The sequence below is a fragment of the Streptosporangium sp. NPDC001559 genome (assembly GCF_042893955.1).
GTDB lineage: Bacteria > Actinomycetota > Actinomycetes > Streptosporangiales > Streptosporangiaceae > Streptosporangium.
In genome coordinates this window covers 872,914-895,283 of sequence record NZ_JBIAVG010000001.1, presented here as the reverse complement: position 1 = coordinate 895,283, position 22,370 = coordinate 872,914, and the positions used below count along the sequence as shown (strand labels likewise).

At 68.2% G+C, this 22,370-nt stretch carries 33 protein-coding genes; 31 read left to right on the top strand and 2 right to left on the bottom strand.

Annotation, left to right across the window (positions count from 1 at the left end; translation table 11 throughout):
* Positions 1-3 precede the first annotated feature (3 nt).
* From rpsS to ACFYY8_RS03875, 31 genes are all read left to right on the top strand, one after another.
* On the top strand, positions 4-282 hold the full coding sequence (gene rpsS / locus ACFYY8_RS04025; RefSeq protein ID WP_367738313.1) for a 30S ribosomal protein S19: 279 nt from the start codon (positions 4-6) through the stop codon (positions 280-282).
* A gap of 67 nt (positions 283-349) precedes the next feature.
* Positions 350-703, top strand: coding sequence for a 50S ribosomal protein L22 (gene rplV, locus ACFYY8_RS04020; RefSeq protein ID WP_179819691.1), 354 nt, complete (start codon positions 350-352; stop codon positions 701-703).
* Positions 703-1,560, top strand: coding sequence for a 30S ribosomal protein S3 (rpsC, locus tag ACFYY8_RS04015; RefSeq protein ID WP_352015606.1), 858 nt, complete (start codon positions 703-705; stop codon positions 1,558-1,560). The genes rplV and rpsC overlap by 1 nt, the downstream gene beginning before the upstream one ends.
* 2 nt (positions 1,561-1,562) lie before the next feature.
* Positions 1,563-1,982 (top strand): 50S ribosomal protein L16, encoded by a 420-nt coding sequence (gene rplP / locus ACFYY8_RS04010; protein ID WP_390036891.1) that lies wholly within the window; start codon positions 1,563-1,565, stop codon positions 1,980-1,982.
* A complete protein-coding gene (gene rpmC / locus ACFYY8_RS04005) occupies positions 1,982-2,218 on the top strand; it encodes a 50S ribosomal protein L29 (protein WP_352015605.1) in 237 nt (78 codons plus the stop codon). The genes rplP and rpmC overlap by 1 nt, the downstream gene beginning before the upstream one ends.
* On the top strand, positions 2,211-2,492 hold the full coding sequence (rpsQ, locus tag ACFYY8_RS04000; RefSeq protein ID WP_390036888.1) for a 30S ribosomal protein S17: 282 nt from the start codon (positions 2,211-2,213) through the stop codon (positions 2,490-2,492). The genes rpmC and rpsQ overlap by 8 nt, the downstream gene beginning before the upstream one ends.
* Positions 2,493-2,731: 239 nt before the next feature.
* Positions 2,732-3,100, top strand: a complete 369-nt coding sequence (rplN, locus tag ACFYY8_RS03995) for a 50S ribosomal protein L14 (protein WP_012887841.1) — start codon at positions 2,732-2,734, stop codon at positions 3,098-3,100.
* 8 nt (positions 3,101-3,108) lie between these two features.
* The gene (gene rplX, locus ACFYY8_RS03990; protein WP_352015618.1) at positions 3,109-3,405 is read left to right on the top strand and encodes a 50S ribosomal protein L24; all 297 of its coding nucleotides are present in this window, start codon (positions 3,109-3,111) and stop codon (positions 3,403-3,405) included.
* On the top strand, positions 3,405-3,986 hold the full coding sequence (gene rplE / locus ACFYY8_RS03985) for a 50S ribosomal protein L5 (RefSeq protein WP_352015603.1): 582 nt from the start codon (positions 3,405-3,407) through the stop codon (positions 3,984-3,986). The genes rplX and rplE overlap by 1 nt, the downstream gene beginning before the upstream one ends.
* Positions 3,987-3,988: 2 nt before the next feature.
* Positions 3,989-4,174, top strand: coding sequence for a type Z 30S ribosomal protein S14 (locus tag ACFYY8_RS03980; RefSeq protein WP_012887844.1), 186 nt, complete (start codon positions 3,989-3,991; stop codon positions 4,172-4,174).
* 145 nt (positions 4,175-4,319) lie between these two features.
* Positions 4,320-4,718, top strand: coding sequence for a 30S ribosomal protein S8 (gene rpsH / locus ACFYY8_RS03975; protein WP_189793344.1), 399 nt, complete (start codon positions 4,320-4,322; stop codon positions 4,716-4,718).
* A 17-nt stretch (positions 4,719-4,735) separates the two neighbouring features.
* On the top strand, positions 4,736-5,278 hold the full coding sequence (gene rplF, locus ACFYY8_RS03970; RefSeq protein WP_390036885.1) for a 50S ribosomal protein L6: 543 nt from the start codon (positions 4,736-4,738) through the stop codon (positions 5,276-5,278).
* Between the two features lie 2 nt (positions 5,279-5,280).
* Complete coding sequence (gene rplR, locus ACFYY8_RS03965; protein ID WP_390036883.1) at positions 5,281-5,664, top strand: 50S ribosomal protein L18; 384 nt, start codon at positions 5,281-5,283, stop codon at positions 5,662-5,664.
* Positions 5,665-5,704: 40 nt separating this feature from the next.
* Positions 5,705-6,337 (top strand): 30S ribosomal protein S5, encoded by a 633-nt coding sequence (gene rpsE / locus ACFYY8_RS03960; RefSeq protein WP_390036881.1) that lies wholly within the window; start codon positions 5,705-5,707, stop codon positions 6,335-6,337.
* 3 nt (positions 6,338-6,340) lie between these two features.
* Entirely contained in the window at positions 6,341-6,523 is a 183-nt protein-coding gene (gene rpmD / locus ACFYY8_RS03955; RefSeq protein WP_068896549.1) for a 50S ribosomal protein L30, read from the top strand.
* 2 nt (positions 6,524-6,525) lie between these two features.
* The gene (gene rplO, locus ACFYY8_RS03950; RefSeq protein ID WP_390036879.1) at positions 6,526-6,981 is read left to right on the top strand and encodes a 50S ribosomal protein L15; all 456 of its coding nucleotides are present in this window, start codon (positions 6,526-6,528) and stop codon (positions 6,979-6,981) included.
* A gap of 191 nt (positions 6,982-7,172) precedes the next feature.
* Complete coding sequence (secY, locus tag ACFYY8_RS03945) at positions 7,173-8,489, top strand: preprotein translocase subunit SecY (RefSeq protein ID WP_352015597.1); 1,317 nt, start codon at positions 7,173-7,175, stop codon at positions 8,487-8,489.
* Positions 8,489-9,139: an adenylate kinase gene (locus tag ACFYY8_RS03940; RefSeq protein ID WP_390036876.1), complete on the top strand. Its 651-nt coding sequence runs from the start codon at positions 8,489-8,491 to the stop codon at positions 9,137-9,139. The genes secY and ACFYY8_RS03940 overlap by 1 nt, the downstream gene beginning before the upstream one ends.
* Positions 9,140-9,262: 123 nt before the next feature.
* Positions 9,263-10,081 carry a type I methionyl aminopeptidase gene (gene map, locus ACFYY8_RS03935; protein ID WP_390036874.1) on the top strand — a complete coding sequence of 273 codons (819 nt, stop codon included), beginning with the start codon at positions 9,263-9,265 and terminating at the stop codon, positions 10,079-10,081.
* A 36-nt stretch (positions 10,082-10,117) separates the two neighbouring features.
* A complete protein-coding gene (locus ACFYY8_RS03930; RefSeq protein ID WP_390036872.1) occupies positions 10,118-10,552 on the top strand; it encodes a DUF1707 domain-containing protein in 435 nt (144 codons plus the stop codon).
* A gap of 175 nt (positions 10,553-10,727) precedes the next feature.
* A complete protein-coding gene (locus tag ACFYY8_RS03925) occupies positions 10,728-11,213 on the top strand; it encodes a hypothetical protein (RefSeq protein WP_390036870.1) in 486 nt (161 codons plus the stop codon).
* 163 nt (positions 11,214-11,376) lie between these two features.
* Entirely contained in the window at positions 11,377-11,943 is a 567-nt protein-coding gene (locus tag ACFYY8_RS03920) for a class F sortase (protein ID WP_390036868.1), read from the top strand.
* Between the two features lie 186 nt (positions 11,944-12,129).
* Positions 12,130-12,351, top strand: coding sequence for a translation initiation factor IF-1 (gene infA / locus ACFYY8_RS03915; RefSeq protein ID WP_012887858.1), 222 nt, complete (start codon positions 12,130-12,132; stop codon positions 12,349-12,351).
* A gap of 24 nt (positions 12,352-12,375) precedes the next feature.
* Positions 12,376-12,489, top strand: coding sequence for a 50S ribosomal protein L36 (gene rpmJ, locus ACFYY8_RS03910; RefSeq protein WP_003956441.1), 114 nt, complete (start codon positions 12,376-12,378; stop codon positions 12,487-12,489).
* A gap of 209 nt (positions 12,490-12,698) precedes the next feature.
* Positions 12,699-13,079: a 30S ribosomal protein S13 gene (rpsM, locus tag ACFYY8_RS03905; protein ID WP_271220159.1), complete on the top strand. Its 381-nt coding sequence runs from the start codon at positions 12,699-12,701 to the stop codon at positions 13,077-13,079.
* A 45-nt stretch (positions 13,080-13,124) separates the two neighbouring features.
* Positions 13,125-13,529 carry a 30S ribosomal protein S11 gene (gene rpsK / locus ACFYY8_RS03900; protein ID WP_020542285.1) on the top strand — a complete coding sequence of 135 codons (405 nt, stop codon included), beginning with the start codon at positions 13,125-13,127 and terminating at the stop codon, positions 13,527-13,529.
* Between the two features lie 20 nt (positions 13,530-13,549).
* Positions 13,550-14,176, top strand: a complete 627-nt coding sequence (rpsD, locus tag ACFYY8_RS03895; RefSeq protein ID WP_352015591.1) for a 30S ribosomal protein S4 — start codon at positions 13,550-13,552, stop codon at positions 14,174-14,176.
* Between the two features lie 98 nt (positions 14,177-14,274).
* Complete coding sequence (locus ACFYY8_RS03890; RefSeq protein WP_189246821.1) at positions 14,275-15,291, top strand: DNA-directed RNA polymerase subunit alpha; 1,017 nt, start codon at positions 14,275-14,277, stop codon at positions 15,289-15,291.
* A gap of 90 nt (positions 15,292-15,381) precedes the next feature.
* Positions 15,382-15,909 (top strand): 50S ribosomal protein L17, encoded by a 528-nt coding sequence (rplQ, locus tag ACFYY8_RS03885; RefSeq protein ID WP_390036865.1) that lies wholly within the window; start codon positions 15,382-15,384, stop codon positions 15,907-15,909.
* 120 nt (positions 15,910-16,029) lie between these two features.
* Entirely contained in the window at positions 16,030-16,902 is an 873-nt protein-coding gene (truA, locus tag ACFYY8_RS03880) for a tRNA pseudouridine(38-40) synthase TruA (RefSeq protein WP_390036863.1), read from the top strand.
* 654 nt (positions 16,903-17,556) lie between these two features.
* Positions 17,557-18,327 (top strand): aminoglycoside phosphotransferase family protein, encoded by a 771-nt coding sequence (locus tag ACFYY8_RS03875; protein ID WP_390036861.1) that lies wholly within the window; start codon positions 17,557-17,559, stop codon positions 18,325-18,327.
* Between the two features lie 129 nt (positions 18,328-18,456).
* Here ACFYY8_RS03875 and ACFYY8_RS03870 read toward each other — a convergent pair whose 3' ends face one another.
* Positions 18,457-19,740, bottom strand: coding sequence for a hypothetical protein (locus ACFYY8_RS03870; protein ID WP_390036859.1), 1,284 nt, complete (start codon positions 19,738-19,740; stop codon positions 18,457-18,459).
* A 1,571-nt stretch (positions 19,741-21,311) separates the two neighbouring features.
* Positions 21,312-22,367: a hypothetical protein gene (locus tag ACFYY8_RS03865; RefSeq protein WP_390036857.1), complete on the bottom strand. Its 1,056-nt coding sequence runs from the start codon at positions 22,365-22,367 to the stop codon at positions 21,312-21,314.
* Positions 22,368-22,370 lie beyond the last annotated feature (3 nt).

Below are 22,370 nucleotides of genomic sequence, written 5' to 3'. Positions count from 1 at the left end.
AAAATGCCACGTAGCCTTAAGAAGGGTCCCTTCGTGGACGACCACCTTCAGAAGAAGGTGGATGCCCAGAACGACAAGGGCACCAAGAACGTCATCAAGACGTGGTCGCGGCGCTCCATGATCGTTCCCGACATGATCGGGCACACGATCGCCGTTCACGACGGCCGCAAGCACGTCCCGGTCTTCGTGACCGAGGCGATGATCGGTCACAAGCTCGGTGAGTTCGCGCCCACGCGGACCTTCCGCAGCCACGTCAAGGAAGACCGCCGCAGCCGGCGGTAAGCGCCTCACCGGACGGCAGGCCATGCCGGCCGTCCCACACGAAGCAGAAGGTTAAGAGGAGTAAGCGATGGAAGCCAGGGCTCAGGTGCGGTTCGCGCGCCACACGCCCATGAAGGCCCGCCGTGTGGTGGACCTCATTCGCGGGCTGCCCGCTTCGGAGGCGCAGGCCGTGCTGCAGTTCGCTCCCCAGGCGGCGAGCGAGACCGTGTACAAGGTGCTGTCCAGCGCCATTGCGAACGCGGAGCACAACTTCAAGCTCGACCGCGACACGCTCTTCGTGAGTCGTGCGTGGGTCGACGAGGGCCCGACGCTGAAGCGGTTCCGTCCCCGCGCTCAGGGTCGTGCCTATCGGATCAACAAGCGGACGAGCCACATCACCGTGATCGTGGAGTCCCGCGAGCCGAAGGGGAGGACCCGCTAGTGGGTCAGAAGGTTAACCCGCACGGGTTCCGCCTCGGCATCACGACCGACTTCAAGAGCCGGTGGTATGCCGACAAGCTCTACAAGTCGTACGTCGCCGAGGACGTGGCGATCCGCCGCATGCTCAAGAAGGGCATGGAGCGGGCCGGCATCTCCAAGGTGGAGATCGAGCGGACCACCGACCGGGTTCAGGTCGACATTCACACCGCCCGTCCGGGCATCGTCATCGGCCGCCGCGGCGCCGAGGCGGACCGGATTCGCGGTGACCTCGAGAAGCTGACCAAGAAGCAGGTCCAGCTGAACATCCTTGAGGTCAAGAACCCTGAGATCGACGCTCAGCTCGTCGCCCAGGGTGTCGCCGAGCAGCTGTCCAGCCGTGTCTCCTTCCGCCGCGCCATGCGCAAGGCGATGCAGTCGGCCATGAAGAGCGGCGCCAAGGGCATCCGGGTGCAGTGCTCCGGTCGTCTCGGCGGCGCTGAGATGTCGCGTTCGGAGTTCTACCGCGAGGGCCGCGTGCCCCTGCACACGCTCCGCGCCGACATCGACTACGGCCTCTACGAGGCCCGCACCACCTTCGGCCGCATCGGCGTGAAGGTGTGGATCTACAAGGGTGAGGCTCCGACCAGCCGCGCCGAGCGCGAGGCGGCCGCCGCCGGTGCCCGTGCGGGGCAGCGTCGTGACCGTGACGACCGTCGTGGTGGCCCCGGTGGCGACCGTCCGCGTCGTGGTGGCGCCGGTGGCGACCGTCCGCGTCGTGGTGGCGCCGGCCGCGGTGACCGTGGCCCCAGGAACGAGGCGGCCTCCCAGGCCACCCCCGAGACCGGCCCGGCTGCGCAGCCGGGTGCTGAAGGGAGCTGACCATGCTGATCCCGCGCAGGGTCAAGCACCGCAAGCAGCACCGGCCCGACCGTCACGGCGCCGCCAAGGGTGGCACCAGGGTCGTGTTCGGCGAGTACGGCATCCAGGCGATTGAGCACTCCTACGTGACCAACCGTCAGATCGAGTCGGCTCGTATCGCCATGACCCGTCACATCAAGCGTGGCGGAAAGGTCTGGATCAACATCTTCCCGGACCGTCCCCTCACCAAGAAGCCCGCTGAGACCCGCATGGGTTCCGGTAAGGGTTCGCCGGAGTGGTGGATCGCCAACGTCAAGCCCGGTCGCATCATGTTCGAGCTGTCGGGTGTCGCCGAGCCCGTGGCCCGCGAGGCCATGCGCCGCGCGATGCACAAGCTCCCGATGAAGTGCCGGTTCGTCAAGCGTGAAGTGGGTGAGGCGTGATGGCTAAGGGCCTGACCGCCGGTGAGCTGCGAGCAGAGGACCAGGACACCCTGGTTCAGAAGCTGAAGGAAGCCAAGGAGGAGCTGTTCAACCTCCGCTTCCAGGCCGCGACCGGCCAGTTGGAGAGCCACGGGCGGCTGCGCGCCGTCCGCCGCGAGATCGCCCGTATCTACACCGTGATGCGCGAGCGGGAGCTTGGCATCGTGACGGTTGAGAAGGAGTCGGTCGATGGCTGAGACAGCTGAGAGCACGAACGAGGCGCGTAACTACCGCAAGACCCGCGAGGGCCTGGTGGTCAGTGACAAGATGGACAAGACTGTCGTCGTCGCTGTCGAGGACCGCGTCAAGCACCCCCTGTACGGCAAGGTCATCCGCAGGACGACCAAGTACAAGGCGCACGACGAGGCCAACTCGTGTGGCGTCGGCGACCGCGTTCTCCTGATGGAGACCCGGCCGCTGTCCGCCAGCAAGCGCTGGCGGGTCGTCGAGATCCTCGAACGCGCCAAGTAACAAGACGCGCCTCGTGGGGGGTGACCTGATCACCCCCCACGACGGTGTCCAAGGGAACGGGGACGATCCTCGTTCCGCCTGCGGCGGCGGTGGTGCGGACACGGACGCTCATCCGGGCACGGGAAGTGCCCGGCGGGTGGCCGGCCGTACGGCTGTCGCCGGGGGAAAAAGACCACAGCGGTTCCGCAAGGCTTGCCCGGCACACGGGTGAGAACCGGCGAGACAAACAGGAGTTATAGGTGATTCAGCAGGAGTCGCGACTCAAGGTCGCCGACAACACGGGTGCGAAGGAAGTCCTTTGCATCCGTGTGCTCGGTGGCTCGGGTCGGCGCTACGCGGGAATCGGCGACATCATCGTCGCCACGGTCAAGGACGCCATTCCTGGCGGCACCGTGAAGAAGGGCGACGTCGTCAAGGCGGTCATCGTCCGTACTGTCAAGGAGCGCCGCCGGCCCGACGGCTCCTACATCCGCTTCGACGAGAACGCCGCCGTGATCATCAAGGACAGCGGCGACCCTCGTGGGACGCGTATCTTCGGCCCCGTCGGACGCGAGCTGCGCGACAAGAAGTTCATGCGCATCATCTCGCTCGCCCCGGAGGTGTTGTAATGCCGAATCTGCATGTCAAGAAGGGTGACCTGGTCCTCGTCATCGCGGGCAAGGACAAGGGCGCCAAGGGTCGTGTGATCGCCGCCTACCCGCGCGAGGACCGCGTGGTCGTCGAGGGCGTCAACATGATCAAGAAGCACTCCAAGGAGACCCACCAGGGCCCGCGCGGCGCCAAGAGCGGCGGCGTGCAGACCATGGAGGCTCCCATCCACGTGAGCAACGTCAAGAAGCTCAAGGGTGACGAGAAGCCCGCCAAGAAGGAGTCGGCGAAGGCGGACTCCGACGAGTCGGGTGAGGACAACTGATGACCGCCAACACCACTGAGGCCGTCGCGACGAGGCCCCTCCCGCGCCTCAAGCAGCGTTACCGCGAGGAGATCATCGCGAAGCTGCAGGAGCAGTTCGGGTACGAGAACGTCATGCTGATCCCCACGATCACCAAGATCAAGGTGAACATGGGTGTCGGCGAGGCCGCGCGTGACTCGAAGCTCATCGACGGCGCCGTTCGCGACCTGACCTCCATCACCGGCCAGAAGCCGGCCGTCGTGCGGGCCCGCAAGTCCATCGCCCAGTTCAAGCTGCGCGAGGGCATGCCGATCGGCGCCCACGTGACGCTGCGCGGCGACCGCATGTGGGAGTTCCTCGACCGTCTGCTGTCGCTGGCGCTGCCCCGTATCCGTGACTTCCGCGGTCTGTCGCCGAAGCAGTTCGACGGCAACGGCAACTACACCTTCGGTCTGACCGAGCAGGTCATGTTCCACGAGATCGACCAGGACAAGGTCGACCGTCAGCGTGGTATGGACATCACGGTCGTGACCACCGCTAAGACCGACGACCAGGGCCGGGCGCTGCTGAAGCTTCTCGGTTTCCCCTTCAAGGAGGCCTGATCATGGCGAAGACGTCGCTGAAGGTCAAGGCCGCTCGCAAGGCCAAGTTCGAGGTCCGGGCGTACACTCGGTGCTCGCGCTGTGGTCGTCCCCGCGCCGTCTACAGGAAGTTCGGCCTGTGCCGCATCTGCTTCCGCGAGATGGCGCACCGGGGCGAGCTGCCCGGCATCACCAAGTCGAGCTGGTAGTCTCCGCGCGGCCCGGTGGGTCTCTCGCCGGGCCCCCGCGGTGCCAGCCGTACAAGTAAGTCGATATTCACCGGGCGCTGTCTCAAGCGCCCATGACCGCACCGAAGGTCCCCTGGGGAAACCGCGGTGAGGAAGGCCACCGGCCATGACGATGACCGACCCGATCGCAGACATGCTCACGCGTCTGCGAAACGCGAACTCGGCGTACCACGACACCGTGGCCATGCCGTACTCGAAGATCAAGGCGCACATCGCCGAGATCCTCCAGCAGGAGGGTTACATCCAGTCTTGGAGCGTCGAGGACGCCAAGGTCGGAAAGAACCTCGTGGTGGAGCTCAAGTTCGGGCCGAGCCGTGAGCGTTCGCTGTCGGGCCTGCGCCGGGTTTCCAAGCCCGGTCTGCGGGTCTATGCGAAGAAGGACAACCTGCCCCGAGTCCTGGGTGGACTGGGCGTCGCGATCATCTCGACGTCCGGCGGCCTCATGACCGACAAGCAGGCCGGTAAGCGTGGAGTGGGCGGGGAAGTCCTCGCCTTCGTTTGGTAGAAGGGAGAAATCACAGCATGTCGCGAATCGGACGGCTGCCCATCCCTGTACCGAACGGCGTGGACGTCGCCATCGACGGCCGGGAAGTCACGGTCAAGGGCCCCAAGGGCACGCTCTCACACAAGGTCGCTGAGCCGATCGACGTCGTCAGGGGAGATGACGGTGCTGTCACCGTCAGCCGCCCCAACGACGAGAACAAGGTCCGTGCGCTGCACGGCCTGTCCCGCACGCTGATCGCCAACATGGTGACCGGTGTGACCCAGGGTTACTCCAAGACCCTGGAAATCGTGGGTGTCGGTTACCGCGTGCAGGCCAAGGGCCCGACTCAGCTTGAGTTCGCCCTCGGCTTCAGCCACCCGGTGGTCGTCGACGCCCCCGAGGGTGTCACCTTCCGTGTCGAGAAGCCGACCCTGTTCCACGTGGACGGCATCGACAAGCAGAAGGTCGGCGAGGTCGCCGCGAACATCCGTAAGCTGCGCAAGCCCGACCCGTACAAGGGTAAGGGTGTGCGCTACCAGGGCGAGGTTGTCCGCCGCAAGGTCGGAAAGGCTGGTAAGTAGGCATGGCTGGCAAGACTGCGTTCGGCAAGCACACGGCCGCCCGCGCCGTCTCGCGGGCCCGCCGTCACGGCCGAGTCCGCAAGAAGGTGGTCGGTACGGCCGCGCGTCCGCGCCTGGTCGTCAACCGCTCGACGCGGCACCTGTTCGTGCAGATCGTCGACGACTCACAGGGTCACACGCTGGTGAGCGCCTCCACCATGGACGCCACCCTGCGCGCGGCGACCGGTGACAAGACCGAGAAGGCGAAGCAGGTCGGCGAGCTTCTCGCTCAGCGGGCCAAGGCTGCCGGGATCACCGCGGTCGTCTTCGACCGTGGTGGAAACCGTTACGCGGGCCGCCTGGCGGCTCTCGCGGACAGCGCCCGCGAAGCCGGGCTGGAGTTCTGATGGCCCGTACTGACAAGAGCAACGAGAAGAGGAACCACTGATGGCTGGAGCTCCGCGTCGCGGTGGCGCCGCCGGTGGCGAGCGGCGTGACGGTCGTCGTGACGATCGCCGCGGTGGCAACGCTGACAAGGGCGTCTCGTACATCGAGCGCGTAGTGAAGATCAACCGAGTGGCCAAGGTCGTGAAGGGTGGTCGTCGCTTCAGCTTCACCGCCCTCGTCATCGTCGGTGACGGCAACGGCATGGTCGGCGTCGGCTACGGCAAGGCCAAGGAAGTCCCCGCGGCCATCGCCAAGGGCGTCGAAGAGGCCAAGAAGCACTTCTTCCGGGTGCCGCGCATCCAGGGCACCATCCCGCACATCGTGCAGGGTGAGGAGGCCGCCGGCGTGGTCTTCCTGCGCCCGGCCTCGCCCGGTACCGGTGTCATCGCCGGTGGCCCGGTGCGCGCCGTGCTGGAGTGCGCGGGCATCCACGACGTGCTGTCCAAGTCGCTCGGCTCGGACAACCCGATCAACATCGTGCACGCCACCGTGGCCGCTCTGAAGGGCCTCAGCCGCCCCGAGGAGATCGCGGCCCGTCGTGGTCTGCCCCTGGAGGACGTCGCCCCCAAGGCGATGCTCAAGGCTCGCGCCGAGGGTATCGCCGAGGCCGCTGCGGCCAAGGCGGTGAGCTAACCGATGGCACGTCTGAAGATCACTCAGGTCCGCTCGAAGATCGGCGGCAAGCAGAATCAGCGTGATTCGCTGCGTTCGCTTGGTCTCAAGCGAATCGGCGACGTCGTCGTCAAGGAGGACCGCCCGGAGATCCGCGGCATGGTCTCCGTGGTGACGCACCTGGTCACCGTGGAAGAGGTCGACTAGACATGGCAGAGAACACTCCGCTCCGTATCCACCACCTGCGTCCGGCCCCCGGTGCCAACAAGGCCAAGGTCCGCAAGGGTCGTGGTGAGGGCTCCAAGGGCAAGACCGCCGGCCGTGGAACCAAGGGCACGCACGCGAGGACCGGGGTTCCCCTCGGCTTCGAGGGTGGCCAGGTTCCGCTGCAGCGTCGCCTGCCCAAGATGAAGGGCTTCTCCAACGCCCTGTTCAAGACGACCTACCAGGTCGTCAACCTGGACAGGCTCGGCGAGCTGTTCCCCGAGGGTGGCGAGGTCACCGTCGAGGCCCTGGTCGCCAAGGGCGCGGTTCGCAAGAACCAGCTCGTGAAGGTCCTGGGCACCGGTGACATCTCCGTGGCGCTGAACGTGCAGGTGCACGCCTTCTCCGCCAGTGCCAAGGAGAAGATCGCCGCGGCCGGGGGCTCTGTCTCCGAGCTGTAGGACATGGAATTTCACGCATGAAAACGAGGCGCGGGGGCTCATTATGGGCCCCCGCGCCCGTAGTGCGTTAGAGTTCGCTGGACAGCGAGACTCAACTTGTTTCCGTGAGTTCGTTGACACGAGATAGCAAAGATGGACCACCCCCGCACCATCGCTGACCGACATCGCCTTTCAGGCGCGCAGGAGGGCCCGTGCTGACCGCGTTTACCCGAGCGTTCCGTACGCCGGACCTGCGCAATAAGTTGCTCTTCACCTTGGGCATCATCGCGCTGTTCCGGCTGGGTTCGGTGCTTCCGACCCCGGGTGTGAATACGGAGAACATCAGCCGCTGTCTCAGCCAGGCTCAGGCTGGGGACGCGGGCAACATCTACGGAATGGTACAGCTCTTCAGCGGTGGCGCCCTGCTGAAGCTGTCGGTGTTCGCGCTCGGCATCATGCCGTACATCACCGCGAGCATCATTCTGCAGCTCTTGGTCGTGGTGATCCCGCGCCTTGAAGCCCTCAAGAAGGAGGGCCAGGCGGGCCAGACCAAGATCACCCAGTATACGCGGTACCTCACGGTCGGTCTGGCTATTCTCCAGTCGACCGCCTTCATCGCCCTCGCGCGCACCGGCCAGCTGTTCCCGCAGTGCCGTGAGGAGATCCTGCTCGACAAGAACAACATCTTCTCGATCGTCACCATGGTGATCATCATGACCGCGGGCACCGCGGTCATCATGTGGCTGGGCGAGCTGGTCACCGACCGCGGCGTCGGCAACGGCATGTCCATCCTGATCTTCACCCAGGTGATCGCGGTCTTCCCGGTCGAGCTGATGACCATCGCCCGCACCCGCGGCATGTTCGTCTTCAGTGTGGTAATCATCACAGGCATCGCGATGATCGCCCTGGTCGTCATGGTCGAGCAGGCTCAGCGCCGGGTCCCGGTGCAGTACGCCAAGCGCATGGTCGGCCGCAGGATGTACGGCGGCACCTCCACCTACATCCCGCTGAAGGTGAACCAGGCCGGCATCATCCCGGTGATCTTCGCCTCCTCTCTGCTCTACCTTCCGCAGCTGGTCACGACCCTGTTCAGCAACGCTCAGGAAGAGCCGAACGCGGTCGTGCAGTGGATCCAGCAGAACCTGGTCACGGGCGACACCCCCGCCTACATGATCACGTTCTTCCTGCTGATCGTCTTCTTCACCTACTTCTACGTGTCCATTACCTTCAACCCCGTTGAAGTCGCCGACAACATGAAGAAGTACGGTGGGTTCATCCCGGGCATCCGTCCGGGCCGCCCGACGGCTGAGTACCTCAACTATGTGCTCACGCGACTCACCGCTCCTGGCTCGCTCTATCTGGGGCTGATCTCCATGGTGCCGATCGTCGCACTCGCCCTCGTCGGCGCGACCCAGAACTTCCCGTTCGGAGGGACGAGCATTCTGATCATGGTTGGTGTCGGCCTGGACACCGTGAAGCAGATTGAGAGCCAGCTGCAGCAGCGCAACTACGAAGGCTTCCTGAAGTAGTGCGTCTCGTCCTGGTCGGGCCCCCCGGAGCGGGTAAGGGGACACAGGCCCAGTTCATCGCATCGAACCTGTCCATCCCGAAGATCTCGACAGGTGACATCTTCCGCGCCAACGTCTCGGGCGGCACGGAACTCGGCAAGCTTGCCAAGGAGTACATGGACCGTGGCGACCTCGTGCCCGACGAGGTCACCATCGCGATGGTCCGCGACCGCCTCTCGGAGAGCGACGCGCAGGACGGTTTCCTGCTCGACGGCTTCCCCAGGAACGTGCCCCAGGCCGAGATCCTGAAGAAGATGCTTGCGGAGTTCGGTGTCGCGCTGGACATCGTCCTTGAGCTCGTGGTCGACGACGAGGAGGTCGTGCGCAGGCTCGCGGGCCGCCGGACCTGCAGCCAGTGCGGCCGCATCTGGCACGTCGACTTCGACGACAAGAAGGACGATGTCTGCGACGCCTGCGGTGGACGCCTCTACCAGCGCGACGACGACAAGGAGGAGACCATCAGGCACCGCCTGGAGGTCTACCAGGAGCAGACCGCTCCTCTGGTCTCCTTCTACGCCCAGGAACGCATCCTGGTCGGAGTCGACGCGACCGGTCCGGTGGAAGAGGTCACCCAGCGCGCGATGGAGGCGCTGAGCCCGTACACCGACTAGGGACACTTGTCTCCCCGGCACGCCATCCATGGCAACCCCATGGGTGGCGTGCTGTCGTTTAGGGCACAATCGGGGGAATTGGGCTCCCCGACTGCCCGTTGAATCACCCCAGGGGGTGCACACGTGTTCAAGAAGAACAAGCATGGAATTCAGATCAAGTCGCCCGAGCAGCTGGAGAAGATGCGGGCAGCGGGCCTCGTGGTCGGCCGCACGCTGCAACTGCTCCGCGAGAACGTCCGGCCGGGCGTGACGCCGCTGGACCTCGACGGCATCGCGGAGAAGGCGATCCGGGACGAGGGCGCCATCCCCTCCTTCAAGGGCTACCAGGGCTTTCCCGCGACGATCTGCGCCTCCGTGAACCACGAGGTGGTCCACGGCATCCCGAGCGACCGGCGTCCGCTTCGCGAGGGCGACGTCATCTCCATCGACTGCGGCGCCATCCTGGACGGCTGGCACGGCGACTCGGCGATCACCGTCCCGGTCGGAGAGGTCGACCCCAAGCTGACCGAGCTGATGCGGGTCACGGAGGAAGCCATGTGGCGGGGCATCGCCGCGCTCACCGTCGGCCGCCATCTGTCCGACATCGGCCACCAGGTCGAGAAATACGTCCGCTCCCAGGGCCGTTACGGCATCCCCCAGGAGTACGGCGGGCACGGCATCGGCACCGAGATGCACATGGACCCCTGGGTGGCCAACCATGGCAAGCCCGGCAAGGGCCTGTGTTTCGAGCCGGGCATGTGCTTCGCGGTCGAACCGATGGTCAATCTCGGCACGGACAGGACCAGGGTGCTGGCCGACGACTGGACCGTCGTCACCGTTGACGGGAAGGCCTCCGCGCACTTCGAGCACAGCGTTGCCGTGACACATAATGGACCTTGGGTACTGACCGCTCTTGATGGCGGAAAAGAGCGGCTTGCCGAACTGTTGGGCGATGCGGGATAACACGTACCGCCCGCCGATGAGCGGATGTGGTCGACCATGATGCCTGGCCCGGAGATGCGAGCCTCGGACGGTGACCGCGACAAGGTCGCGGGGGTGCTGCGTGAGCACTACGCCCAGGGCAGGCTCACCGGTGAGGAGTTCGACGAGCGGCTCGAACGGCTCTACTCCAGCAGGACCTACGGGGAGCTGGCCAGGCTCACCTCCGACCTTCCCGATGTCGACCTGAGGCGGATGACCCCCGCTCCGGTCCCGGCGAACCCCTCGCGTGAGGCCCAGCGCAGGGGCGCGGCGGCGATGTGGGGCTCCTGGGCCGTGGCCAGCGGTGTCAACTGGGTGATCTGGCTCATCATCGGTGTCACGAACGGCCTCGACTTCCCCTACCCGTGGCCGCTGTGGGTCATGGGTCCGTGGGGCGTCATGCTGCTGGTCGCCACGGTCCTCGGCGGGCGGGGCGGCCACCCGAACCGGTGACGCCAGAGGCCACATACGCGAAAAGCCCTCTCATGACCCGGTCATGAGAGGGCTTTTCGCGTTGTGTCAGATCTTTACCGTCAGAGGCAGTTGGGGCTGGTGAGGAGGGGTAGGTGATCGTTGCCGGGGCACCGTCGTGAGGTGGGGGTGGATGATGGGCCTCAGACGAGACCCTGTGGCGGCGGTGAAGGTCCTCCTGGGCGCCGGAGCGGTGATCGTGCTCACGGGAGGCGCCGCCGTACCGGCCGATGTGCGGGTCACGCCTTCGACGGTCACGCCCGGACAGTCGGTGGCCATCGCCGCGGGGGGCTGCGCCGCTCCGGCGACCGCCTACTCGGCCGCCTTCGCCTCGACCTCGGCGCGGCTGAGGGGCAGGGCCGAGGCGATGCGCGGGACCGCCCGCGTCAACCCCCACGCCGCGCCCGGCACCTACGCCGTCACCGTCCGCTGTGTCAGGGGTGGGCCGTACAACGGCACCTTCGTCGTCGAGGAGCCCCGTCCGGTCCTCGCTCCGGAAACCGGGGGCGGCGGCCTGGCGATGCACGCCCCCGGCGGCGCCACCCGCACCGCCTGGCTCTTCGGAGCCCTGGCCATGGTCGTCACGGTCCTCGGAGCGGCCCTGGCGCTGACGCGCGGGCACCGTGGACAGGGCGGCCACTAGACCTCCGTGCCCGTCCGGAACCGTTGGCGCGCGGCATCGGCGGGGCCGCGCCCCGGCCGGGCACGGATTCATTCACCGTTTCGTCCTGTTGTGGACGCTGGCTCTCGCGGCGGGTTGCGGCGCCGTACCGGAGGGCGGGGCTGCGAGGGGTCCCGCGCGCTCTGTGGCGGTCCAGGCCGAGTCGTCATCGGGGGAGCGGGCAGTGGGCGGGCCGGGCTGGCCCGCGCCGATCACACGCCCACTGGGCCGCGCGGAGCCGACGCGGGTGGTGATCCCACGCATCGGGGTGGACGCCCCGCTCGTGGTGCTCGGCGTCGAGGGGGACGGCAGGCTCGCCGTACCGCCGCTCGACCACGCCGACGCGGCCGGCTGGTACGGCGGCGGCCCGGCTCCGGGGGAGTCCGGCTCCGCGGTCATCGTCGGCCATCTCGACACCAGGACGGGACCGGCGGTCTTCGCCAGGCTCGGTGAGCTGGACCCCGGGGACGCGGTCGGGGTGGTCCGCGCCGATGGCACCGTCGCGGTCTTCGCGGTCGAGCGTGTCGAACAGGCTCCGAAGGACCACTTCCCGGCCGAGCGGGTGTACGGCCCGACGGACGGGCGGCGGCTGAGGCTGGTCACCTGCGGGGGCAGATTTGACCAGGTGAGACGCTCCTACGCCGACAACGTGATCGTTCACGCCCTGTACCGGGCGGGGTACCGCGCTTCGGATCTGCGGTATTCTGAGTAGCGGTTGTGTCAAGGTACCGGCCGTCTGTTTCGCATTTCATCGCCCGGTGCCGTACACTCCTTCTTCGGTTCACTATGACCATTGCGCATCGGCGGTGTCGCAACCGTCGCTCTCATCGAAGCGCTGGGTCGCGGCTGCGTAGTGTTCCAAGAGCCTCAGACGACCGATCAGTGAAACGCGAGGGACATGGCCAAGAAGGACGGCGCCATCGAGATCGAGGGCACTGTGGTTGAGTCGCTCCCGAACGCGATGTTCCGGGTGCAGCTCGACAACGGCCATAAGGTCCTGGCCCACATCAGCGGGCGGATGCGGATGCATTACATCCGAATCCTTCCTGACGACAGGGTTGTCGTCGAACTGAGCCCCTACGACCTCAGTCGTGGGCGGATCGTCTACCGATACAAGTAAGCGTCTGAGGGACGAATAAGGACTATGAAGGTCAAGCCGAGCGTCAAGAAGATCTGTGACAAGTGCAAGGTGATTCGCCGGCACGGTCGCGTCATGGTGATCTGCGACAACCTGCGCCACAAGCAGCGTCAGGGCTAGTCGAGAAAAGGCCCACACGGAGTCCGCTCATCAGTAGCGGACTCGACCCATGTCGGGCCACAAAGTAATCGCGCCCCACACCCGCGCAGGCGACCTTCGGGTCGTACCACGCGGGAGACCCCCGGTCGGAGGCCGGGGCCCTCACCCCGGGCATGGGGAGGGGAAGCGGGGCGTAGGACCTCCGCCACAACGAAGGAGAATGCCCGACCATGGCTCGCCTGGTTGGCGTCGACCTCCCCCGCGACAAGCGGCTGGAGATCGCTCTCACCTACATTTACGGAATCGGCCGCACCCGCGCGCTTGAGACCCTCAAGGCCACCGGCGTCAACGGTGACCTGCGGGTCCACCAGCTCACCGACGAGGAACTGGTGCCGCTGCGCGACTACATCGAGGCCAACTTCAAGATCGAAGGTGACCTCCGCCGTGAGGTCCAGGCCGACATCCGTCGCAAGATCGAGATTCAGTGCTACCAGGGCATCCGGCACCGCCGTGGCCTCCCGGTGCACGGTCAGCGCACGCAGACCAACGCGCGCACCCGTAAGGGCAAGAAGAAGACCGTGGCCGGCAAGAAGAAGCCCGGTAAGAAGTAGTCCGCGTAGCCGCAGGACCGAACACCTCAGGAGTGAAGGCAAGCAATGCCTCCTAAGAGCCGCCAGGGTGCCCCGAAGAAGGTGCGCCGCAAGGAAAAGAAGAACGTCGCTCACGGGCACGCCCACATCAAGAGCACGTTCAACAACACGATCGTCTCGATCACTGACCCGAACGGGAACGTGATCTCCTGGGCCAGCGCCGGCCACGTCGGGTTCAAGGGCTCCCGTAAGTCCACCCCGTTCGCCGCGCAGATGGCCGCCGAGAACGCCGCCCGCCGCGCCATGGAGCACGGCATGCGCAAGGTCGACGTCTTCGTCAAGGGTCCCGGCTCCGGCCGTGAGACCGCGATTCGTTCGCTGCAGGCGACCGGCCTTGAGGTTGGCTCCATTCAGGATGTCACCCCGGTGCCGCACAACGGCTGCCGTCCGCCCAAGCGCCGTCGCGTCTGACGCCCAGGAGAAGATAGAAAATGGCTCGTTACACGGGTGCGGACTGCAAGCTCTGCCGCAGGGAGAAGACCAAGCTCTTCCTCAAGGGCAAGAAGTGCGAGTCCGCGAAGTGCCCCATCGAGATCCGTCCTTACCCGCCGGGTGAGCACGGCCGCGGCCGTCCGAAGGAGTCTGAGTACCAGCTCCAGCTTCGTGAGAAGCAGAAGACCCGCCGCATCTACGGCGTCCTCGAGAAGCAGTTCCACAACTACTACGAGGAAGCCAACCGCAAGTCCGGCAAGACCGGCGAGAACCTCCTCCAGATCCTGGAGAGCCGTCTCGACAACGTGGTCTACCGCGCCGGCTTCGCCGAGTCCCGCGACGCCGCCCGCCAGCAGGTGCGCCACGGCCACATCCTGGTGAACGGCAAGAAGGTCGACATCCCGTCGTACCGCGTGCGCGAGCACGACATCGTCGAGGTTCGCGAGAAGGCCCGCAACCTTCTGCCCTACGAGGTGGCCCGCGCCACCGCCGGCGACAAGACCTACCCGGCCTGGCTGGGCGTCGCTCCCGAGGCTCTGCGCGTGCTGGTCCACCAGCTCCCGGTCCGTCAGCAGATCGACACGCAGGTCCAGGAGCAGCTGATCGTCGAGCTCTACTCCAAGTAGTGGCTTCGAGGGTGCCGTACGGTTCGCCGTACGGCACCTATGCTGTTTATCCGAGCGACGTCAAATAGCGGGCGTCGCCATGCAGGGGGAGTTTCCACATGCTGATCGCTCAGCGTCCCACCCTCCTTGAGGAATCCCTTGAGGAGACCCGGTCCAAGTTCGTCATCGAGCCGCTGGAGCCGGGCTTCGGCTACACCATCGGCAACTCGCTGCGGCGCACGCTGCTGTCGTCCATCCCGGGCGCGGCCGTGACCAGCATCCGCATCGAGGGCGTGCTGCACGAGTTCTCCACGGTTCCCGGGGTCAAGGAGGATGTCACCGACATCATCCTGAACCTCAAGGAACTGGTCGTCTCCTCCGAGCACGACGAGCCCGTGGTCATGTACCTGCGCAAGCAGGGCCCCGGTGACGTCACCGCCGCCGACATCGCGCCCCCGGCCGGTGTCGAGGTGCACAACCCCGAGCTGCGCATCGCCACGCTGAACGGCAAGGCGAAGCTGGAGATGGAGCTGACGGTCGAGCGTGGCCGTGGCTACGTCTCCGCCGCGCAGAACAAGCAGCCCGGCCAGGAGATCGGTCGCATCCCGATCGACTCCATCTACTCCCCGGTCCTCAAGGTCACCTACAAGGTCGAGGCGACCCGTGTCGAGCAGCGCACGGACTTCGACCGGCTGATCCTGGACGTCGAGACCAAGCCCTGCATGAAGCCCCGCGACGCGGTGGCCTCCGCGGGCAAGACCCTCGTCGAGCTGTTCGGCCTGGCCAGGGAGCTCAACGTCGAGGCCGAGGGCATCGACATCGGCCCGTCGCCGACGGACGCGGCCCTGGCCGCCGACCTGGCGCTGCCGATCGAGGAGCTGAACCTCACCGTTCGCTCCTACAACTGCCTCAAGCGCGAGGGCATCCACACCGTGGGTGAGCTCGTGGCCCGCAGCGAGCAGGACCTCCTGGACATCCGTAACTTCGGTGCCAAGTCCATCGAAGAGGTCAAGCAGAAGCTGCACGAGATGTCGCTCGCGCTGAAGGACTCCCCGCCCGGATTCGACCCGAGCGCGGTGGCCGGTGGCGGTTACGACGATGACGACAGCGCCTACGTCGAGACCGAGCAGTACTGATTTTCATCTGACGGGGGCCGGCCGACCGGCCCCCGGCCTGACCGCGGTACCTCGTACGGCCGCGGCGGGTTAACTCTCAAGGAGAACGAAATGCCCAGGCCCACCAAGGGTGCCCGTCTCGGCGGCAGCCCGGCTCACGAGCGGCTGATCCTGGCGAACCTCGCCACCCAGCTGTTCCAGCACGGCCGGATCAAGACCACCGAGGCGAAGGCCAAGCGTCTGCGCCCGCTGGCGGAGAAGCTGATCACCAAGGCCAAGAAGGGCGACATGCACAACCGTCGCCAGGTGCTGACGGTCGTGCGTGACAAGAGCGTCGTGCACCACCTGTTCACCGAGATCGCGCCGACGTTCGCGGAGCGTCCCGGTGGCTACACCCGCATCACGAAGGTCGGCCTCCGTAAGGGCGACGCCGCCCCCATGGCCGTCATCGAGCTGGTGTCCGAGCCGCTGAACACGGTCACCACCACCCGCCAGGCCCCGGCCGCCGCTCCCGCCGCCACGGAGGAGCCGAAGGCCGAGGAGACCTCCGCGGTCGAGGCCGCCGAGGCTCAGGCTGAGGAGGCCCCCGCGGCCGAGGCTCCCGCCGAGGAGACCGAGGGCAAGAAGGACAACGCCTGATCTTCCAGGCTCTCCGGACGGGTCCGGCTTCCTCCACACCGGAGGTGCCGGGCCCGTTCTTCTTTTCCCGGGTCCTCCCGGGGCTCTTTCACCCGGGGTTCTTTCAGGAGGGACGACATCGTGGTACGGCTGCGCCTTGACCTCGCCTACGACGGCACCGGCTTCTCAGGCTGGGCTCGGCAGCCGGGGCGCAGGACGGTCCAGGGGGAGATCGAGGAAGCGCTCGGCAAGGTCTTCAGGTTGCCGGAGCCCCCGTCGCTGACCGTGGCGGGACGGACCGACGCCGGAGTGCACGCCAGAGGGCAGACGGCCCACGTCGACCTGGAGCCCGAGGTGTTCGGCGCGCTGGACAGCAGGCACCGAGGCGGGCAGGACACGGCTCCCGCGGACCCTGTCGCCGACCGGCTGCCCGTTCTGATCAGGCGGCTGGCCGGAATCCTGCCCGGCGACGTCAGGGTCCACCGTGTCACCGTGGCCCCCGAGGGTTTCGACGCCCGTTTCTCCGCGATGTCGCGACGCTACGCCTACCGGGTCTGCGACGCCCCCGGCGGGGGTGACCCGCTGCGTCGTCACGAGGTCGTCTGGTATCCCCGCCCTCTCGACCTGGACCGGCTCAACGCCGCCGCGTCGGCGCTGCTGGGCGAGCACGACTTCGCGGCCTTCTGCAAGAAGCGCGAGGGCGCGACCACGATCCGCGAGCTCCAGAGGCTCGACTGGGCCAGGGAGGGGGACCTGCTGGTGGCGACGGTCGTCGCGGACGCCTTCTGCCACTCGATGGTCCGGGCGCTGGTCGGGTCGCTGCTGCCGGTCGGGGAGGGGCGTCTGCCGGTCGACTGGCCGGGGCAGGTGCTGTCGCGTGCCGTACGGGACTCGGCGGTGCATGTCGCGCCCGCGCACGGTCTGTGCCTTGAGGAGGTGCGTTACCCGGAGGGGGAGGCGCTGGCGCGCCGGGCGGCGCTGACCCGGCGGGTGCGCACGCTCGGAGCCTCCTGAGGGTGATCCGGCCGCCCGGCCGTACGGCGGGCGTGATTCGGCCGGACGAAGAAGGCGGTCTTGGTACAGCCGAGCACCTCGGCCGCTTCGGCGGTGGACAGGCCATGCCAGGCGGTCAGGGTCAGGATCCCTTTGCCGGCTTCGGACACCACGGCAAGCGCGCGGAGTACGGTGACCCGCTCGATGGCCTGTGCGCCCGCGTCGCCGGCGGCCTCTTCCAACCACGTCCTCAGTTCGGCTTCCAGGGATTCACGCCGGGCGGCCCCCGGAGGTTGTCGCGTGGAACGTTGCGAGCGACGCGGAGGAGCCGTGGCAACCGCGCGTGGTCGGGAATGCTGTCCAGACGTCTCCAGGCGACCGGGAAGGTCCCGCTGACCACTTCCTCCGCGAGTCGATGTCCGGCGCGGCTTGCCGCATAGCCGTACACCCGCGCTTGGTGGGTGTCGTAGAGCGCGGTGAAGCGCTCGTGTGGGTTGGGCGAACCGGTTCCTTCGGTCGCTGGCAGGTCGTCCGCAGGGCATGTGGTCCGAAGGAGGGCTTTCTTACATCCCGATCCCACATTTCCGATGTCGGCGCGGCCACGCCGTGACGCGCGCTCCCACCGGCCGGAAGCGGTCCGGGCGGGAGCGGGCGGCGCGGGTAACCTCTGCACACGTGGCAGATGAGGAGATCTTGCAGGATTCCGCGCATCGCAGGGTGGTACGCCTCGGTGACACGGTTCGCAGGCCCACGCACCCGTGGACACCGGCCGTCCACGCGTTGCTCCGGTTTCTGGAGGAGGCGGGGTTCCCCTACTCACCGCGGGTGCTGGGAATCGACCAGGAGGGCCGTGAGATCCTCACCTACCTGGACGGCGAATCCGGCCCGCGGAGCTGGGCCAAGGTGGTCGAGGAACCGGGTCTGACGGCCTTCGCCCGCCTGCTGCGCGACTATCACGACGCGGTCGCCGGCTTTCGCCCGCCTCAGGGACTCAGATGGTCCAGTGGCGAGGCGGAACCGCGCGACGACGAGGTGATCTGCCACGGAGACTTCGGACCGTGGAACATCGTCTGGCAGGGTGAACGCCCCGTGGGAATCCTGGACTGGGACTACGCCCGGCCCAGGCCGCGACTGCACGACATCGCCTACGCGCTGGAATACGTCGCGCCGTTCCGCGACGACGCCGAATGTCTGCGCTGGCTGCGTTACCCCACGCCACCCAACCGGCGTCACCGCCTGGAGCTTTTCGCCACGGCCTACGGCCTGACCTCGACCACGGGCCTGATCGACGCGGTCATCGACGTCCAACGGGACGTCATCGAGCAGGTACGCCGACTCGCCGACGCCGGCCACCAGCCCCAAGCCCACTGGGTCACCGACGGCTTCCTCGACGAGGCGGACAGAAGGCTGGCATGGAGCCGAGCCAACCGCCACCTGCTCGAATAGCACGATCGACGACCGTGGCACGGCCACGGCTCGGGGCGGCGCCCGTCATCCGCGACCGTCCCGCGCGTGCCGCCTGGCCGTACGGCGCGCGCTGTCTTCAGGGACGGCCTGCCGCGTGGCCGGTGCCGGTCAGCTGGTTATACGGCGCTCGATGACCTTGGCGGTCTCGTCGCGGAAGGCGCCGCTGACCTTGCCCAGGTTCTTCTCCTTGGCCGTCGGGGTGTGGCCGTCGCTGAAGGTGGCGTAGCTGAAGACGATGTAGCGCCCCCAGACCAAGCCGGCGGCGTAGCCGCCCGCGATGCCGACGCGCTCGGCTCCGCTGCCCGAGCCTCCCGGCAGGCCACGGAACCACAGGTTGCTGCCCAGGTTCTTCGTCCGGTCGACCTCGACGGCCGACTGCAGGGTGGGCAGCACCGCGATTCCCGTGGTCACGGCGTACTTGCGTTTGCTGTCGACGTACGTGGCCCGCAGCACCTGGCGGCAGTCCTGGGTGGCCAGCGTGTTGGCGAACCTGCCCGCCGCGGCCTCGTCACACTTGTCGGTCACTTCGGTCTTGACCCGGACGAATGTGGCACCGGCCAGGGTCACCTTCTTGGTGAAGGCGTCGGCCACGGTCATCTTGCCCGGGTCCGTCTTCTCGGAGTTGAGGATCTCGGTCTTGATCGGGTCAGGCTCGGGAGGGGCGTTCGGGTCGTCGGTGGGTTCGACGGGAGGCGCGGTGGGGGCCGGAGCCTCCGCGCTGGCCGACCGCCTGGCGTTGAACGACTGGTAGGCGAAGAAGGCCCCGGTGCCGGTACCGCCGACCACGACGGCGACCACGGCCGCGAGCAGGACGGTGTTGACGCGCTTGCGCGGCGGCGCGGTGGGGAGCGGCGGAACCTCCTGGACGACCGCGGACGGCGGGGTGAACGGCCCACGCTCGACCTCGGCCGACGGACGCGGAGCCGGTGGCCTGCCGGGAGGGGGACCGCCCGTCGGGGCGGCGAGCGGCGCCGTGACCACCGGTATGCCCCTGGGCGGGGTCGGATGGTCGCCCTGATCGGGAGGCGGGGCCGACGTCCTGTCGATCACACCGGGCGCGTCGGCCCCCAGGGGAACGGGAACCTGGTCCGGTGCGGCGTTCTCCACCGGGGGCGGGCCTTCGAAGCCGGGGGCCGCCTGACCTCGGTCGGCAGGCTGGGGGACGGCGTCCGGCTCCGGCGGGGGCGCCGGGGTGCCGGGGCTGTCCTGCGCGCGCCCACGACGGACGGGGAGCGGGGCCTGGTCGCCCTTGCGGACCCTGACGGTGCTCTCGTCGTCGGCGATCCCGTCCTGCGGCGTCTCGTTCTCGGCGCCCTCGGGCCAGACGGGTTCTCCGGAGGCCGCGGGCCACCGTGAGGCGTCGTCGGGGTCCTGTCCTGGGGCGGGCCACACCTGCATACCCGCGGCGGCGGCCGTGAAGGCCGGAGGAGGCTGCCAGGACGGCGCGTCAGGTTCGGCCGATGCCGCCGTCGGCGGGTGGACCTCCTGCTGGGGCTGCGGAGGCGCGCCGGGCGGAGCGCCCTGCGGGGACGCGTTGAACGGGGTGTTCTGCCAGGACTGGGGAGGGGTGCCGGCGGGGCCGCTCTGCGGGGGCGTGCCCCAGGAGAGAGGCGGTCCCGCCGGCTCGGCCGGGGGTGCCCACGGTGTCTGGCCCTGTGGTTCTCCGGTCGCGGGACCCCATGGCTGCGGCCCCGGCGACCCCGGCGGCGCGGGCGGCGCGGCGGGGGCGGAGGAGACGCCAGGCAGTGATGCGGACCCTGCTTCAGGAAGTGGTCCGGGCGGGGCCCACGGCTGGGCCGGGGGACCACCGGGGACGGGCGGTGCCTGCCACGTGGGTCCCTGTTGGGCGGGCGGTGTGTTCCAGGGCGGCCCTGGAGGCTGGGCCGACGCGGGTCCCGGCTGACCTGCGGGGGACCAGGGGGCCGGACCGGCCTGGACGGGGGGCCGGCCCTGCGGGGCGTACGGGACGGGGGCCGGGCCTCGAAGGTCGGTCTGTCCCTGGGGCACGTATGGGACGGGGGCCGGTCCCTGGGGGCCGGTCTGCCCCTGTGGTGTGTTCGGGACGGGGATCTGTCCCTGGGGGGCGGCCTGAGCGGAATGCTGTCCTTGCGGTGTGTTCGAGAGGAGAGGCTGCCCTTGGGGCCCGAGCTGTTCGGAACGCGGTCCCTGGAGACCAGGCCGGCCCTGCGGTCCTGATGGCTCCTGAGGCCCGGCCTGGGAAGGCGGCGGTCCTGGGCGCGCGCCGGGGGCCGGAGGGGCCCAGGAGGGTGGGGCACCCCACGACGGCGGAGCGGCCGGGCCGGACGGCTCACGGGAGGGAGCGGGACCGCTCCATGGCCGGGTCGGCGGCTCTTCGGGGGAGCCGTTCCACGGTGGAGCGGGTTCCCCGGGGGCCGCCGACGGCTGCGGCGGCAGGCCGGAGGCACCGTTCGGGTCTCCCTGCCCGGGGCTCTCGGTCCAGGAGATGACGGCGGGCACCGCGGGGGAGACGTCCGGCCACGGCCGGGCCGGAGGCTCCCCGGTCCCCCCGGGAGGGGAGCCGCCGGGGCCGTACGGCTGAGCCGTCCCGCCCGGGCGTTGTTCTCCCGGCCGGGCGCCGGGCCACGGGGTGGGAAGGTCGTCCTCGGGGTCGGAGAACCAGTCGTAGGGCGTGCCGCCGTCGCCGGGCACCACCCATGGCTGGGCGGCTCCCGGCGAGGACTCCGGCCATGCCGGAGACTCGCGGAGCTGGTCGTCACCTGTGAGGTCTGTCCGCGGCACGTGCGGCGAAGGCTGACCGAAACTCGGCGGGGGCGTCGCCGGTGCGGCCGAACCGTCGGCTTCGCGCTTGTGCTCGGACCCGGATTCCTGGCCACGCATAGGTGGAAGAGTAGCGACAGCCAGAGATCATCATGTGGGTATGGGTGTTCCTGGCCGGATCGCCCGCCAGTTTTATCCGGGGAAGTTGCCGTATGAACCTTTGGTCAGGGACGCTTTCCGGTCAGCGAACGTGATTCGAGGGCCGGGGTCACGGTGGCGTCCACGGTCCCGAAGGCCGCCTGGTTGAGCCGCTTGACCTCGGACTTCTTCGGCAGGTGGCCGTCCTTGAACTGGAACCAGACCATCACGGCGTAGTGCCCGTGCCGCCACCCTCCGGCGAACGCCTCGCCGGAGCCGAGGGATTTGGTGACCTTGTCCTTACCGGGCAGCGCCTTGAGGTACTCCTTGCGCGACTTGCCCGCCCCCGCCGAGACGACCTTGGCCGCCGCGGCCGACGTCTTGAGGTTGGCGACGCCCACGGTTCCGATGATCTTCCCGGAGGCGTCGCGGAAGCTGGCCCGCAGCAGTTGGGTGCACTTGCCCGCCGCCAGGGCCTTCTTGAGCTTGTCGCCGACCACGGCGTCCTTGCACTTCTTGTCCATCCTGCGGACCGTCATCAGATAGTCGCGGCCGCCGTAGGAGACCTTCTTGTGCCGGAACAGTTCGTTGAGCGTGAGCGCGTACGGGTCGGTCTTGCGGGCGGCCGCGAAGCCGAACTTGCCGCTGGGAGGCTGGGGGACGGCCGGGGCGCTTGAACTTTGTGTGGGGGCGGCCGTGCCGGGGGAGGGCGTGGAGTCGGAGTTCACGAGCATGGTGAGGCCGACGCCGCCCGCGACGAGCACGGCGAGCGCGCCCAGCGCGACGTACAGCGGCCGCCGCGAGCGCGGACCCTCGTCGTACGGGCTCCACATCTTCTGCCCCCGCGACATCTTCTGGCCCCGTGCCGGGGGCTCCGTGTCGGTGGAGCCGGAGGCTTCGGGGGCCGGCGCGGGAGGCCGTGCCCCCGGAAGGGGGCCCGGGACGGTGCCGGGGGTGGGGGCGTGTCCGGGGGCCGTGCCGTACGGCGGCGTCTCGGCGGGGCGCTCTCCGGTGCCGGGGCCCTGCGGGCCGTGCGGCGCGGGGTCGAACCAACGCTCTCCCCGTGCGGGCGGGGCCTGAGCCTCTGGGCCATCAGGCTGGACGTACGGCTGGCGGCGCGGCGGTTCCCCGGGAAAACCCATGCG